This is a genomic window from Deltaproteobacteria bacterium (assembly GCA_023382265.1).
GTDB lineage: Bacteria > JAMCPX01 > JAMCPX01 > JAMCPX01 > JAMCPX01 > JAMCPX01.
On sequence record JAMCPX010000037.1, the window covers coordinates 25,915 to 39,661 of the forward strand.

General features: G+C 39.6%; 15 protein-coding genes. 3 read left to right on the plus strand and 12 right to left on the minus strand.

Annotated features, from left to right (window positions below):
* Nucleotides 1-6: 6 nt before the first annotated feature.
* The 8 genes from gltA to M1381_07380 all read right to left on the minus strand — a co-directional run bounded on the left by gltA (nt 7) and on the right by M1381_07380 (nt 8,589).
* A complete protein-coding gene (gltA, locus tag M1381_07345) occupies nt 7-1,425 on the minus strand; it encodes an NADPH-dependent glutamate synthase (protein MCL4478896.1) in 1,419 nt (472 codons plus the stop codon).
* A gap of 2 nt (nt 1,426-1,427) precedes the next feature.
* Nucleotides 1,428-2,267, minus strand: coding sequence for a sulfide/dihydroorotate dehydrogenase-like FAD/NAD-binding protein (locus M1381_07350; protein ID MCL4478897.1), 840 nt, complete (start codon nt 2,265-2,267; stop codon nt 1,428-1,430).
* A complete protein-coding gene (gene gcvH / locus M1381_07355; protein MCL4478898.1) occupies nt 2,264-2,647 on the minus strand; it encodes a glycine cleavage system protein GcvH in 384 nt (127 codons plus the stop codon). Before gcvH ends, M1381_07350 begins: the two co-directional genes overlap by 4 nt.
* Nucleotides 2,644-4,074: a dihydrolipoyl dehydrogenase gene (gene lpdA, locus M1381_07360; protein ID MCL4478899.1), complete on the minus strand. Its 1,431-nt coding sequence runs from the start codon at nt 4,072-4,074 to the stop codon at nt 2,644-2,646. The genes gcvH and lpdA overlap by 4 nt, the downstream gene beginning before the upstream one ends.
* Before the next feature lie 83 nt (nt 4,075-4,157).
* Nucleotides 4,158-5,306, minus strand: a complete 1,149-nt coding sequence (locus tag M1381_07365; protein MCL4478900.1) for an acyl-CoA dehydrogenase family protein — start codon at nt 5,304-5,306, stop codon at nt 4,158-4,160.
* 234 nt (nt 5,307-5,540) lie between these two features.
* Nucleotides 5,541-7,052 (minus strand): glycosyltransferase family 39 protein, encoded by a 1,512-nt coding sequence (locus M1381_07370; GenBank protein MCL4478901.1) that lies wholly within the window; start codon nt 7,050-7,052, stop codon nt 5,541-5,543.
* Entirely contained in the window at nt 7,049-7,855 is an 807-nt protein-coding gene (locus M1381_07375) for a ChbG/HpnK family deacetylase (GenBank protein MCL4478902.1), read from the minus strand. Before M1381_07375 ends, M1381_07370 begins: the two co-directional genes overlap by 4 nt.
* A complete protein-coding gene (locus M1381_07380; GenBank protein MCL4478903.1) occupies nt 7,852-8,589 on the minus strand; it encodes a glycosyltransferase family 2 protein in 738 nt (245 codons plus the stop codon). Before M1381_07380 ends, M1381_07375 begins: the two co-directional genes overlap by 4 nt.
* Nucleotides 8,590-8,712: 123 nt before the next feature.
* Here M1381_07380 and M1381_07385 point away from each other — a divergent pair, with 123 nt between their 5' ends.
* Genes M1381_07385 through M1381_07395 form a run of 3 tightly spaced genes read left to right on the plus strand, consistent with a single transcriptional unit; the run spans nt 8,713 to nt 11,301 of the window.
* Nucleotides 8,713-9,054, plus strand: coding sequence for a phasin family protein (locus M1381_07385; protein ID MCL4478904.1), 342 nt, complete (start codon nt 8,713-8,715; stop codon nt 9,052-9,054).
* Between the two features lie 12 nt (nt 9,055-9,066).
* Entirely contained in the window at nt 9,067-10,077 is a 1,011-nt protein-coding gene (locus M1381_07390; protein MCL4478905.1) for an NAD-dependent epimerase/dehydratase family protein, read from the plus strand.
* Between the two features lie 24 nt (nt 10,078-10,101).
* Complete coding sequence (locus M1381_07395; protein ID MCL4478906.1) at nt 10,102-11,301, plus strand: acyltransferase family protein; 1,200 nt, start codon at nt 10,102-10,104, stop codon at nt 11,299-11,301.
* Between the two features lie 84 nt (nt 11,302-11,385).
* On the opposite strand, the gene hisIE is transcribed toward M1381_07395, so the two are convergent.
* From hisIE to M1381_07415, 4 genes are all read right to left on the minus strand, one after another.
* Nucleotides 11,386-12,072, minus strand: a complete 687-nt coding sequence (hisIE, locus tag M1381_07400) for a bifunctional phosphoribosyl-AMP cyclohydrolase/phosphoribosyl-ATP diphosphatase HisIE (protein MCL4478907.1) — start codon at nt 12,070-12,072, stop codon at nt 11,386-11,388.
* 80 nt (nt 12,073-12,152) lie between these two features.
* Nucleotides 12,153-12,533 carry a hypothetical protein gene (locus M1381_07405; GenBank protein MCL4478908.1) on the minus strand — a complete coding sequence of 127 codons (381 nt, stop codon included), beginning with the start codon at nt 12,531-12,533 and terminating at the stop codon, nt 12,153-12,155.
* Nucleotides 12,534-12,538: 5 nt separating this feature from the next.
* Nucleotides 12,539-13,174, minus strand: a complete 636-nt coding sequence (locus tag M1381_07410) for a septal ring lytic transglycosylase RlpA family protein (GenBank protein MCL4478909.1) — start codon at nt 13,172-13,174, stop codon at nt 12,539-12,541.
* A 219-nt stretch (nt 13,175-13,393) separates the two neighbouring features.
* Entirely contained in the window at nt 13,394-13,744 is a 351-nt protein-coding gene (locus M1381_07415; GenBank protein ID MCL4478910.1) for a winged helix-turn-helix transcriptional regulator, read from the minus strand.
* Nucleotides 13,745-13,747: the final 3 nt, after the last annotated feature.

The window sequence follows — 13,747 nt, forward strand, 5'->3', positions numbered from 1 at the left end:
TTGAGATCACTGTTTATTGTCAATTTTTTCCATTAAATATGTATTTATCTCCTGTGCCGCCTTTTTGCCGTCACCCATTGCAAGTATCACAGTAGCACCTCCCCTTACTATATCGCCGCCTGCGAACACTCCGTTTTTTGTTGTTACCGTTTCACCTTCTTTTACGATGATATTGCCCCACTTGTTTGTTTGTATGTCGGGTGTTGAAATAGGGATTAAAGGGTTTGCTCCATTACCGACTGCAACCACTACCAATTCAACATCAATTACAAATTCCGAGCCTTTTATCGGGACAGGCTTTCTCCTGCCTGAGGCATCAGGATCTCCAAGCTCCATTTTTATACATTCTATCCCTTGAACCCATCCATTTTCATCACCGATAATCCTGACAGGAGCTGTAAGAAATGTAAATTCAATACCCTCTTCCCTGGCATGATGTCTTTCCTCAAGTCTTGCAGGCATCTCTTCCCATGATCTTCTATATATAAGGTACGCGTGTTCTGCACCAAAACGTTTTGCTGTCCTTACAGCGTCCATAGCCGTATTCCCGCCGCCGATTACGGCAACATTTTTGGCCTTTGCTATTGGCGTATCATATTCTGGGAAGACATAAGCCTTCATGAGGTTCGTTCTTGTAAGATACTCATTGGCAGAATAAACGCCGTTTAAGTTTTCTCCCGACACGTTCATGAATACGGGCAGCCCTGCACCACTGCCGACAAAAACCGCATCGTACCCGGATTTGATCAGATCGTCGATTGTCATTGTTTTACCAACAACAAAGTTTGTTACTATCTCCACGCCGAGCTTTCTCAGATAATCTATTTCACTATTAACAATATCTTTTGGCAGTCTAAACTCGGGGATGCCGTATACAAGTACCCCGCCAGGTGTGTGCAATGCTTCAAATATAGTTACAGCATACCCCATTTTTACGAGTTCCGACGCTACCGTCAGACCGGATGGTCCTGAACCTACGATTGCTATCTTTTTACCTATAGGTGTATGTTTTTCAGGCGTTGAAATCTCTCCATTCGTTCTCTCCCAATCTGCTGCGAATCTCTCAAGATGTCCTATTGCAACGGACACCCCTTTATTGCCTACAACGCACACACCTTCACACTGTTCTTCTTGCGGACATACCCTGCCGCATATGGCAGGCAGGCTGTTGGATTCTTTTATCTTCTTTGCAGCCTCAGTGAATTTACCTTCTGCTATCAAAGATATAAACGAGGGGATATCTATATTTACAGGACACCCTGCAACACATAACGGTTTTTTACACAGCAGGCATCTTTGTGCCTCAAGCATAGCCATCTTTGGTGTATATCCATAATTTACTTCCTGGAAATTTGTGATTCTTACGCCGGAATCCTGTGCAGGCATTTTCTGCCTTTGTATTTTTAGTCTTTCTCTTGGTTCCATAATTAACCTACTTTTACAGTATTTTTAAATAGCTCTAATGATAATCTTTCTTCTTTTTGATAAACTTTAAGCCTTTTAGTCAATCCATCGAAATCTACCTTATGGCCGTCAAACTCCGGTCCGTCAACGCATGCAAACATTGTTTTACCTTCAATCACAACCCTGCATACCCCGCACATACCTGTTCCATCAAGCATAATAGGATTGAGGCTGACAACGGTGGGTATTGCATATTTCCTTGTGAGTTCTGAAACAGCTTTCATCATGGGAACAGGTCCTATTGCAAGCACAAAGTTGGGTATCGTATCATTGTTATTTATTAACTCCTGTAATGCATCTGTCACAAAGCCCCTTTTTGCATAGCTGCCATCGTCCGTTGTAACAATGAGCCTATCCGAAATCTTGCGCATTTCATCTTCAAGTATAAGCAGATCCTTTGTTCTTGCACCTATTATGCTTATCACTTCATTACCTGCCTCTTTAAACGCCTTTGTCGATGGTAAGGCTATTGCCGTGCCGACACCACCGCCTATTGTTACAACCCTGCCGAAATGTTCTATGTGGGATGGTTTACCAAGAGGTCCAACGACATCGGCAAGGAAATCACCTTCTATCATTGAGTTAAGAGCTGCTGTTGTTTTGCCTATGCTTTGAACGATAATTATTATCGTTCCTTTCTCTTTATAAGCACCTGCTATTGTTAATGGTATTCTCTCGCCTTTATCGTTGACTCTTATTATTACGAACTGACCCGGCTTTTGCGATCTTGAAACGTAAGGTGCTTCTACCTCAAACCATCCAATTGCCGGAGACAGCATACGTTTTTTTATGATTTTATTCACTTGGAAAGCTCCTTTACGAATTTTTCGTATTTTTCCTGATCCATCAGGGATTTCAATTCCTTCATATCAACGTTCTCTATTTCTATAAGCCATCCGTCACCCAGAGGATCTTCACCTATAATAACAGGGTTGTCCACTGCATCACTGTTTATCTCTATGACCTTGCCTGAAACCGGGGCTATAAGCTCAAACACTGTCTCTTCTGATTCAATGTGCCCGAATGATTTACCGCGGACCAACTTATCTCCTGCTTCCGGCAGCTCTATAAAATTTATATCTCCGAGCTGCTCCTGTATATAATCGGATATACCGATACGGGCAAGATTGTCCTCAATTAAAATCCATACGTGATTTTCATTGTACCAAAGTTCATCGATCATGATTTGGCCTCCTGATTTATTGATTTCTTGGGCTGATGGATAGACATTGAAAAGACATCCTCCGCTGCTTCCATGATGGCTTCTGAATATGTGGGATGTGCAGCAACAATGTCTGCAAATTCATGTACCTTAATCCCATTATGCACTGCAATCGCTCCCTGAGCTATGATATCAGAGGCATGAGCACCAACTATGTGCATACCTATTATTTCTTCTGTGTCTACATCAACAACCACCTTAACTTCTCCATCCGTTTCTGCAAAAGCCCTTGCTTTACCGAGTGCCCTATACGGGAACCTTCCTAATTTAATATTATAGCCCTTTGCTCTGGCACCTTGTTCTGTATATCCAACGCTTGCTGCTTCAGGCGTTGAATAGATCACAGAGGGTATCGCGTTATAATTGATTGTCTCATGCTTACCTTCGATCATATTGCCGGCAGCGATAATACCTTCTTTATATGCAGTATGGGCAAGCAATTTGCCGCCAATAACATCACCACACCCGTATATCCCATCAACCCCTGTATTTAAAAATCCGTCTACAACGATTTCGCTCTTCTTACCGAGTTTTATACCTGTATGCTCAAGCCCGAGTCCTGTGGTATTGGCCTGTCTGCCGATAGAAACAAGCACCATATCACCGCTTATTATTTCTCCACCCTCAAGCAAGATATTAACTGCATTTCCACTAACCTCCGATGACACGACCTTAACCCCTGTTCTTAACTTTATGCCTGCCTTTTTAAAACTTCTTGACAGCAAATGAGAAATGTCTTCATCCTCAAGAGGCAATGCCTCCGGCATAAGTTCAAGCATTGTAATATCAACGCCCATACTTCTGAAAATAAATGCAAACTCTGTCCCTATTACACCCGCACCTATTATAATGAGCCGCTTGGGTAAGTGATCTATATTCATTATTTCATCACTCGTAAGAATGAATTTACCGTCGGTCTTTATAGCCTGTATATATGTGGATGAAGAACCTGTTGCTATTATAAATCTTTTTGAATCAAAAAACTCTTCACTGCCGTTGTACGCTGTTATCTTGATCCTGTTTTTAGAAACAAAGGCAGATCTGCCTCTTTTTTCCATTATGCCGTAAGACTTGAATAAAAACTCAACACCCTTTACAAGTTCCTGAACAACCTTATTTTTTTTATCTATGATCCTTTTTATATCAATATTTATGTGTACATCCCCGGACAGACCAAATTCTTCAAATCTATTCATCCTGTCTAATTCGTCCGCTGTTGCCTTAAAAGCTTTTGTAGGGATACACCCCCTGTTAAGACAGGTACCTCCCGTTTCTGCCTGTTCTACGACAAGCACCTTTGCTCCAAGCTGGGATGCTCTTATGGCAGCGGTGTAACCGCCGATACCCGCACCGATAACGATAAGGTTGTATGAAGATATTTCACTCATGAAATCAGGGTAACAAGCAGAAATTTTGCTTGTCAATAAAATCTTAAAATTGTATACAAGTTCGTGAAATAAGTCCTTATATGCTACCTGCCGGAATCCTGTAATACCTCTCTTGCTATAACAAGTTTTTGGATCTCGGACGTGCCTGCACCTATCTCAAGAAGTTTTGCATCCCTGAAGTATCTCTCAACCTTGTATTCGCGCATGTAGCCGTATCCGCCCATAATCTGTACCGCCTCTCTTGCCGCCTTCATAACCATATCGGATGCAAATAATTTTGCTATTGATGCCTCTTTTGTTACCCTTTTACCCTGTACCATAAGTTCTATGAGATGATAAACGTACCGCCTTGCAACCTCAAGCTCTGCTGCCATTACGGCTATTTTTTCTTTTATAAGCTGAAATTCTGAAATCCGCTTTTTAAACTGTATTCTTTGCTTTGCATAACTTACAGCTTGATCGAGACATGCCTGTGCTATGCCTATACTCGATAATGGAGTGAAAGCCCTCTCAATATCGAGTGATGCGAACATGTTGATAAATCCTTTACCCTCTTCTCCGAGTAAATGTTCTTTTGAGACCTTAACATCCTCAAGCGTGATCTCCCCTGTAGGAGAGCATCTTCCCCCTAGCTTTTTAAACGGCTTGCCGGTTGAAAGGCCTTTCATGCCTCTTTCAAGTATGAACGCACTACCGCCTTCTGATTTTGTCGTATCAGGTCTTCTTGCAATAACAATAAAGAAATCCGCAATAGGTGCATTTGTGATAAATGTTTTTCCTCCATTTAAAATATAAAAATCGCCATCCTTCTGCCATGTCGTCCTTATCGATAAGGCATCGGAACCCGAATCGGGCTCTGTCAAAGCCCAACAGCCTGTTCTTTCACCTTTTATAATACCAGGCAGGTATCTCTGTTTTTGCTCTTTATTCCCGTATCTTGCAACATTGTTGGCAAACAGCAGGTCGGATGCATTTAAGGAAAGGTTATAACCGAAACAAACCCTGCAATTCTCTTCGTATATGACTGCCTTGGCGTAAAAGTCGCCCATACCGCCGTAAGCCTCCGGCAGATGCGCTCCAACATATCCGAGTTCTGCAGCCTTCTTAAAAAAGGCAAACGGGAACTCCTCCTTTTCATCATACTCCTGCGCAATGGGTGCAAGTTCTTTCGAATTAAATCTTCTTACAGTCTCTCTCAATTTTAAATATTCCTCGTTATCCGCAAATAACATAAATATTCTCCCTGACGCGATCTGTTTTAACTCATTACAATTTGCACCAATATTTACAGGAACGGTGTGCGAAATTGTCTACGAACAGCACCATGCCATACCGAAACAGAAACAACGTAGTAATTCTCTAATACAAAAAAGAATTTTGTCAAGATGCCGTAAAAACATGGACATGATCATCATAAGCTGCATACATGGAATCTCACGCCGCTTTCTTTATCCTGTGATTAAGCTCTAAAACGTCGGCGGTTCTAAACGGCTGCCTTTATAATTGTAGCATTTGTATATATAAAATCTCCACCTGACCGCGTCTGTATACTTATCACGGATCATCACAATGCCGGCGGGCATAACTTTATCAAACAGCATTGATACCTGCTTTTCTATAGGTGAATAACCTACGTAAACAGCATCCTTACCGTCAACCTGTATGAGATGGTTCCAGAAATCATACTGGCTGAATCGGCGCAGCACGGGTACCTCATAAACCTGTGGATGCCCTTTGACATAGAAGGCAAGCTCAGCATTAAGGCCGTACTCATGCGTTGTAACGAAGGTGCCCGGGGGCATGGATTCCAGTATTCCCGATACATCCTTTCCGAGTTTTTTCCATCCATAAAGCCTGTTTGTTGGATCCCTGTGCGGAGGGATATTAATGCCGATCTCATGCATCAATGAGGGATAGTATGCAATAGCGGAAACAAATATGCCCAGCACTATTGTAAACCAGAGCGATGCATTGATAAGCCTCTTTATAAGCCTTGATCCGTTTTTATATTTTTCATAAAAAATATAAACGCCGGCGATTGAGCCGGTTATATAGCCCGATATTGGCCAATTAGGTTCTGTTCTTCCGCCTATGCTCAATAGTGCTATGAATACGATTACCGGTGCTGAAAGGCAGAATAAAAACAAATACTTATCATCCTTAAATTTTATTCCACGATACCCGCTGACCGTTATTCCATAAATCGCTGCTAAGAAGAGTAATGGGCTGTTGATTCCAGCCTGCCCACCAATGTATTCAAGAAACGTAATTGAAAACCGGTGTTTTCCCGACATCATGCCTATTGCATGCCTGAACATAACAAGGTTATGAGTGAGATTCCAGATGATTATAGGACTTGCAACTAATAATTCTATAATTAATGCAATGTACGGCTCTTTTCTTTTAAGCCATTTTCTGTTATTATCAGAAATCAAAATAAACAGCCCGATCTCAGCCGTAAAAAATATAAACATGTGATGCGATAGCAATCCTAAACCAAGGCTTAGCCCTATCAAATACCACCAGAATGGTTTTTGATTTTTTATTAGTTTCCATAAAAACAATGCCGTTAATGCCATAAAAAAGACCTGTGGTGAATAGTATGTCATTATGATACCGCCTGTCATGCCGATTGGTGTTAGATGGAACAGAAGAACTGTTATGAACCCAAGCATGCTTGAGCCGGTAACATCGGTTGTAAGTATGAAAATAACTACGGCAGTTAGTGCGGCAAAAACGGGCGCACCGAGCCTTACGGAAAACGCAGATAAGGGTAATATGTGCGTAAAAAATCCTATAATCCATGCAATCATGGGTCCCATATCATAATAGCTTAAAGCGGCATGCCTTGACCAATCCCAGAAATAAGCCTCATCCTGCGAAAGGGTATAATGAGTTGTTAAAAGGTAGACGATTCTAAAAACAAGAAATACTAAAATCGTAAGATATGCAAAAAATGTGTATGTCCTATTCTTCATGATAGCTCCTTAAAATTTGTTAATTTTATTCCGATTCTCTTTATCAATCCCTTCACATTATCTGATGTAAGTGCTTTTAACTCATCCTCCCATGCATACCCCCAGTCATAATCTGAGGATGCATCATAACCTGGGTGAACCATGAACTCTGTAATGCCATCGTTGTATATTTTTTTTAGCAGGCTTGATAGATTGTTTTCATTCATATGCCCGCCATACTCAAAACCCTTGAAAGCATCCGCATAAGCAAGATCGTGTTTTTTTAATCTTTTTTTTAGACTATTACCAAGCATATTCATTACAAGCCCTTTAACACCAAATATGTTTGACCGTGGCGCTCTTACCCACCTTATTTTAAATCTTTGTGCAAGCCCCGTTACAATATCCCTTACACCCGGTAAAAGATGGAGGTGCTGATGACTGTCGATATGGCTGACGGGTATTCCGTTATCCTTTAACATGATGATCTGCTCCGATAATTCCTTTTCAAGTGCATTGCGATCGAACTGCCCGAGTATAAGCCTCGGTATTGTCACTCTATAACTCTTTAGAAAAAGACCGCTGCTATCGACAAGGCCTTTAATACTGCCTGAAATGGGTTTTTCGCTGCCTGTAAATGTAAGATGAATGCCTGCATCAATGCCGGTGTCCTTTAAAAGAGCTATACCCTCTTTAAAATATTTCCCGTTAACGACAACGGATGCTGCCGTCACAATACCTTCCAAGTATGCTTTGATGACGCCTTTTGAAATCTCCCTGCATAATCCAAAGTCATCGGCATTTACTATAAGAAATTTGGTCATTGCCTTTTGACAGCCTGGTGGATTGATTTGATCTCTTTGTACATTGATATCATTTCTTTAATGATTTTCATAATCACATTTGAACTCGACAGTGTAGAGACCCCCCTGCTGCGAGGGAAATAATTCGTTCCGAATTGTATGATCTTGAAACCGTATCTCTGTGCTTTAATCAGCAACTCCGCATCTATAAAACTACCTTCCGATTGCAGGTTTACGTATTTTAAAACCTCTCTTTTTACGAGCTTAAATGAGAAGTTGACATCCTTTATCCTGAAATGAAATAACAGCTTTATAATTGTATTGTATATATAAGAATAGATTAATCTTCTAAACCCTTCACCCGTTCTATCGAATCGAAAGGCGGATACTATGTCAGCCTCGTAATATCTCATAAGCCTGAAAGCTTTCTTTATTTCCATCATATCGAATGGAAGATCGGTGTCGGAATACAGGATCACATCCATCTGCGCGTTGTAAAATCCTGTTTTCAGAGAACCGCCGAGCCCTCTGTTGGTTTGATGGTGTATCACTCTAATTCTTTTATCTTCTTTTGCGAGCTCATCTGCAATCCTTCCTGTTGAATCATTTGATGCATCGTCTATGAGAAGGATCTCATAATCATTTATTTCCCCAATTCTAAGCATTAACCCGCATATCTCCTTTGCTGCCTCCACAGCCCTCTTTATATATAACTCTTCATTGAACATGGGATAAAAAATTGTGATGCTGTCCATATACCTCCTTGATATCAAAGCGTTACTATACACATACAACGAATTTTATCAAATAATCAATTAATTAATGAAACTTGACATCACCCTGCTTAATAGCATAAAGTCCTTTAAAAGGAGCTTGATATGGCAAAAAAGGTAAAAAAAACGGAGCCCGAGGGTTTTATCAGGGAAAGGTTAAATATATTAAATAATATCTTTTCAACGTTTACAGAAAATATCCAGAAGGATATGAATGACTTCTTAAAACATGCTGATATGTATAAACAGAAAGGGCGTTCAAATATTAGCGGTATTATGGATAATGTAAATATAAAATCGATTACGTCTGCTGTAGAAAAAAGTTTTCAGGACAGTGTTAATAAGGCATTACTGATTATGCATGTTCCAACAATAGATGATTTGAAAAGGCTCGAAAAAAAACTTAATATCATTGAAAAAAAATTATCAAAACTTGATAAATCTTAACAGTGGATTAGTATGGCTATTAAAAAAAATATTGCCAATAAAAAATCCGATGACCGAATAAAAATCGCAATCACAGGTGTAAATAGTTTCGTAGGGTCCAATTTGGTAAGGAGACTCTCAAATGATCCAAGATACCATATTGTAGCTATAGATATAAAGAAGCCTGATTTTCTTGAAAAAGGCGCCAAGTTCTATAAAATCGATCTGACAGAACCGGTAGTAGATGGGGTTATTGCAGAGATTTTTAAGAAAGAAAAGATCGAACAGGTTGTTCATCTTGCATTCCTTTCAAGCCCTATAAGAAACACAACATTCTCCCATGAACTTGAGGTAATAGGAACATTGAATATCATCCATGCAGCATCCGCGGTAAAGTTGAGCAAGTTTGTTATAAGGTCAACAACCATGGCTTATGGCGCTAATGCAACTAATCCAAATTTTCTTACAGAACAGCATCCATTGAGGGCCGGGAGTGAAATGGCATATCTTAGGGATAAGATGGAGATAGAAAATGTCGTGAGGCGGTTCAGTGAAAAAAATCCCAATACAACGGTATCGGTTCTAAGACTTTGCAACATAATGGGTCCAACCATTAAAAATTTTTTCACATCTTATCTTTCCAGTCCTGCCGTTATGACTATAATGGGTTATGATCCTCTATTTCAGTTTGTTCACGAAGAGGATGTTATTGACATTTTCAGGCTCGTTGTAGATGGGAATTATCAGGGTATTTTTAATATAGTTGGAAGGGGAGTATTACCTTTCAGCACTATACTGAAACTGGCAGGAAAGATAAGCCTGCCTTTACCTTATCCTATAGCCCATGCCATGGTTAGTGTATTGTGGTCTTTAGATTTATCACCTGTACCGCCGGCTTTTTTGAATTTTCTTAGATACATATGCGTGGCGGACGGTAACAAGGCTAAGAATGTCCTTAATTTTCAGGCGAGATATACAACAAAGGATTCTGTTGAAAGTTTTATAGGTACTCAACGTTTGAGGGAGCTTAGATTCGTAGAATAAAAACCTTTAGGAGGTACATTATTTATGGTAAGAGATAAGGTGACTGTATTATCAACAAATGCAAAAGTTACAACACCTAAAAAAACATTATTTGTGCCTAGCACTGCTATAGCTGTACATGAGCCAAAGATGGATGTGGAAGTAAAAAAGCTCAAAATCGTAGATGAAAACAGCAGGAAAAACAGTAAAACAGAGAGGTACACTGCCATAACTACTAAGGAATTCGCAGCACTTGCTAAAGTAATGGAAGGAAAAATTGATGAGATGTCGCGGAGTTATGATGATAAAATAAAGCATCTTATGAATGAACTTAAAAAAGAAAAAGAAATGATCAAGAAGGATACCTTTGTTTCAACTATATTTAATAAAACGAAAGATTTCTTTTCACAATTTTCAACACAAAAGATCATGGAACAGTATAAAAACGTTTCTATGTGGGCAACCTCTACAGAGGTCGATGAGTTCGGATTGGACCCCGTATTTACGGCAAAGGCAAAACCCTTTTTTGATCTTTTATTTGAGAAGTGGTGGCGGATTCAGACTATAGGCGTGCACAATATACCTAAGGAAGGAAGGGCTTTGCTCGTATCAAATCATTCAGGCGGCATACCTATTGATGGAGCCATGATAGTTACGTCCGTTTTTAGAGAGCATCCCACAAAAAGGTTTGTACGGCCGCTTGTAGAAGATTTTGCTTATTATCTTCCATTTGTGAGTTCATTTCTTATAAAGACCGGCGGGGTAAGGGCTTCCCAGGAAAATGCGCAAAGATTGCTTGAGAAGGATCAATTGGTAATTGTTTTCCCTGAGGGGCTAAAGGGTATAAGCAAGCCGTTTAAATACAGGTATAAGTTACAGAGGTTCGGCAGGGGCGGATATGTTAAACTCGCAATTAAAACCCGTTCACCCATTATCCCCGTTGCCGTTGTCGGTGCTGAAGAGGCATACCCTATACTGGGCACAAGTAAAATGCTTGGTAAACTATTTGGAGCACCTTATGCACCTATTACACCATTCTTTCCTTTATTGGGGCCAATCGGCGCAATCCCGTTACCGACAAAATGGTATATAGAATATGGTGAACCAATCGATATAGAGAAATATAGTATGGAAGATGCTGATGATGATATTCTTATAAACAGACTCTCAGAGAATATAAGAACCCGCATTCAGAATATGTTAATCAATCTGCTCAAAAACAGAAAATCCATATTTTTCAGTTGATATTCGTTTTACCGTAGCTCGAGTTACACCGACTCGCTTTTCAGACTTACATATATTTTCGGACGCATTCCATGGATTTAAGCATCACTTGCTGTTTTTCTTTCTTGATTCTTTTTCTTCTATCCCTGAGATGCCGAATCGCTTCTTAAGCTCTTCATACACCTTTTGAATAGGGATATTCCTGTAACCCAGCAATACAAGCAGATGAAAGAGCAGGTCCGATGATTCCAAGATCACGTCGTTATCCTGTTTTTCTTTACCAGCCTCAATAACTTCTATAGCCTCTTCTGTAATCTTTTTATTGATTGCATCAACACCTGCGTTCATTAAAGAATGGACGTAAGATTTTGGGGGCGGATTGGTTTTCCTCTGTAATATCACACTATAAACTGCATCAATTATGTTTGCACCGGCGGGTATTGTATCTTTTACTTCTATAATATTCTCATGGCTTAACTCTGAGAAAAAACAGCTCCTGTGCCCGGTGTGGCATGCAACACCGACCTGTTCAATCTTTAAAAGTATTGTATCATTATCACAATCATAAAAAATTCCTTTAAGAAATTGATAATGTCCTGATGTTTCTCCTTTTAACCATAATGACTGTCTTGAACGGGAGAAATAATGAATCTTGCCTGTTAATAGCGTTTTTATCAGCGCCTCTGCATTCATGTATGCAAGCATCAAGACTTCATTTGTTTGATAATCCTGTGCAATGGCAGGGACAAGACCGTTATCATCAAATTTTATTATTTTAACAAATTCATCTATATTCATTCAGATTTTATCTATATTGGAAACCTGATTTAAGCAAGCATAAAGCGATAATTTACATAGTATCACAGGACTTCCTATTCTTTTTTAAGTAATTTCAGCTTTCTTGATAGCTCTACGAATATTATGTATGGCTTTTCTGTAAGAAAAGAAAGGTATTTAAGTTTCAGATCCGCAGTAAATACATCATCAGTAACGGTGCCTATACTTATACCTTGAGTTATCAGCTCTTTTTTTTGTGCAGACGTCATTTCGCCGCTCGTCTTACCGAGTACACTTATAACCGTATTACCGTTACCCCGTTCATAAAGCTGCAAAAGTTCCGGTGAAAGCTTTGACAAATGAACTAATTTATCCTGAGTATTGTTATCTACTGGATGTTTTTGACACTGACAATTATAACTACACCCAATCATTACAGCTATAATGAAAAATAAAGTAATCCTGTATCCACCCATATCACTTACCTCCTGCTTATAATTACTACATAGCCCATGTCTCTAAGTTTGTCAGCTTCTATGTATGTTGCTATTTGATCTTTGAATGGACCAACAAGCACCCTATAGTATTTGGTACCGCCTATTGTGTATGGATCGACAATCACATTATTAATTTTTTTTAATAAATCTGTTTTTAATTTTGCAGCATTATCCATCACGGAGAAAGAACCGATCTGGAGATAATACATGCCCGATGCAATTTTTTCTTCTTCTTTACCAACATGTTCGCCGGGCTTCACAATCTGGAGCTTTACAGGAGCTGTTCCGGTTCCAATCATATCAATGGTCTTTGCTGCAGCATAAGACAGGTCTATGATTCTCTCTCCCACGTAAGGACCTCTGTCATTTATTCTTACTATCACGCTCTTATTGTTATTAAGGTTTGTAACAAGCACGTATGTGCCAAACGGTAATGTCTTATTAGCCGCTGTCAGGCTCTGGGATGTAAAGATTTCGCCATTCGCTGTTTTCCTTCCTATAAATTTTCCTCCATACCATGAGGCAATGCCTTCCATTGTATTGCGGTTCATGTTTACAGGGGCTGTTGCACAACTTACAAGTAACAAAATGATTATCAGGCTTAAATGTCTTAATTTCATGAGTTGCATTTATATATTAAAAAACTCTTTTTGCCAAAAAATAAACTCATACTATTATCTTTTCATTGTCTACTTTAACCACAAAAATGATTAATGACGCAAAAAAATTATAATCAAATTAATAAAAAAAGACAGCGTTATTATCCGATAAATGCATTATAGTAGCCGGTTGACACGCTCTTTTTGGACTGCATCATAATACAATAGCAGTAGGCCGGTCTATGACTGGGCATGAAGCACCTTTACCAAATCCTCACGATCATTTTTTCCCGTCTTTACCGTAATCGTTTTTTGAAAATAAATCTTATCAAGATATTTGCTTCCCCACTCGTGCATCAGGTCCAGAATGGGTCTCAGGCTCTGTCCTTTTTGTGTCAGGGAATATTCCACTTTGGGCGGAATCTGAGGATAAACCTTCCTGAGAATAATGCCGTCTCTTTCCAGTTCTCTGAGCTGCTGGGTAAGCATCTTTTGTGTAATGCCGTTTAAAGATTTGTGCAGCTCCCCAAACCGTTTCGTCTCCTTGAACAACTCTCTGAGGATCAGCAGCTTCCACCTGCCTCCGATAATCCT

Excerpts from the sequence above, each read along its gene's own strand:
- M1381_07405 (MCL4478908.1), bottom strand. The coding sequence starts at position 12,533 with ATGGGTGGATACAGGATTACTTTATTTTTCATTATAGCTGTAATGATT.
- gltA (MCL4478896.1), bottom strand. The coding sequence starts at position 1,425 with ATGGAACCAAGAGAAAGACTAAAAATACAAAGGCAGAAAATGCCTGCA.
- M1381_07365 (MCL4478900.1), bottom strand. The coding sequence starts at position 5,306 with ATGTTATTTGCGGATAACGAGGAATATTTAAAATTGAGAGAGACTGTA.
- M1381_07370 (MCL4478901.1), bottom strand. The coding sequence starts at position 7,052 with ATGAAGAATAGGACATACACATTTTTTGCATATCTTACGATTTTAGTA.
- M1381_07375 (MCL4478902.1), bottom strand. The coding sequence starts at position 7,855 with ATGACCAAATTTCTTATAGTAAATGCCGATGACTTTGGATTATGCAGG.
- M1381_07380 (MCL4478903.1), bottom strand. The coding sequence starts at position 8,589 with ATGGACAGCATCACAATTTTTTATCCCATGTTCAATGAAGAGTTATAT.
- lpdA (MCL4478899.1), bottom strand. The coding sequence starts at position 4,074 with ATGAGTGAAATATCTTCATACAACCTTATCGTTATCGGTGCGGGTATC.
- M1381_07410 (MCL4478909.1), bottom strand. The coding sequence starts at position 13,174 with ATGAAATTAAGACATTTAAGCCTGATAATCATTTTGTTACTTGTAAGT.
- gcvH (MCL4478898.1), bottom strand. The coding sequence starts at position 2,647 with ATGATCGATGAACTTTGGTACAATGAAAATCACGTATGGATTTTAATT.
- M1381_07385 (MCL4478904.1), top strand. The coding sequence starts at position 8,713 with ATGGCAAAAAAGGTAAAAAAAACGGAGCCCGAGGGTTTTATCAGGGAA.
- M1381_07390 (MCL4478905.1), top strand. The coding sequence starts at position 9,067 with ATGGCTATTAAAAAAAATATTGCCAATAAAAAATCCGATGACCGAATA.
- M1381_07395 (MCL4478906.1), top strand. The coding sequence starts at position 10,102 with ATGGTAAGAGATAAGGTGACTGTATTATCAACAAATGCAAAAGTTACA.